We start from the raw sequence: 634 nt of genomic DNA, 5'->3' as shown, positions 1-634 counted from the left end.
CGCTTGGGGCGACCAGCACCATGAAGACCTCGGGGCTCCGCCCCGGACCCCGGCCCTCCTCGGAGATCGGCCTGGCGGATCCCCTCGCCGGGCACCACAAGGGCTACCAGTCTCCCGGGACGGGGCCAAGGTCGTTCGGCTGGTAAGGCGCTCCACCTTGTCCCCGTCCCGGGAGACTGGACGGTCGGAGACTGCCCGACGAGGAGATCCGCTCCCCTTCCTGGTTGCAACGCTTCGCGATCTGAACGGAAGGTAAGCCGTGGGCCATCCCTAGACCGCTTCCTCAAGGTTGGCCGACGTGGCGTCCCGCACAGCCCTCGGCCTTGATGCCAATAAGATCGCAGATCGCCGCGTCAGCTTCCCGCTCCGATCGGGGCTGCTGGATCACGGCCGCCGCCGCACGCATCCCCGCGCCAAAGCATGTCGGGTTCTGCTGCACGACCCCGGCGAGAATCTTGCGTTGCGCCTCATCGAGGGCTTCATCCCGCGCATTCCCGTCGAGCCCGACCCCGCGCTGCAGCAGCTGCACTTGCTGCCGGAGCTGACCAGCGCGACTCGCGAATTCCTGCTCGGCCTGCTCGCACACCGCAGACTGCTTAGTGGGGCCACGATGGCTGACCGCGCCGACGGCGTA

Annotated in this window: 1 protein-coding gene; it reads right to left on the bottom strand. The window is 68.3% G+C overall.

Going from position 1 to position 634, the window contains the following annotated elements:
• Positions 1 to 283: 283 nt before the first annotated feature.
• The coding region (locus I8N68_RS32500) for a hypothetical protein (protein WP_234041016.1) at positions 284 to 634 on the bottom strand (351 nt) is incomplete at its 5' end.

It is taken from the genome of Micromonospora coerulea, from assembly GCF_016598485.1.
In the GTDB taxonomy this organism is placed as follows: domain Bacteria; phylum Actinomycetota; class Actinomycetes; order Mycobacteriales; family Micromonosporaceae; genus Micromonospora; species Micromonospora coerulea.
The sequence above is the reverse complement of the archived record's forward strand: the minus strand, read 5'-3'. Positions and strand labels throughout refer to the sequence as shown.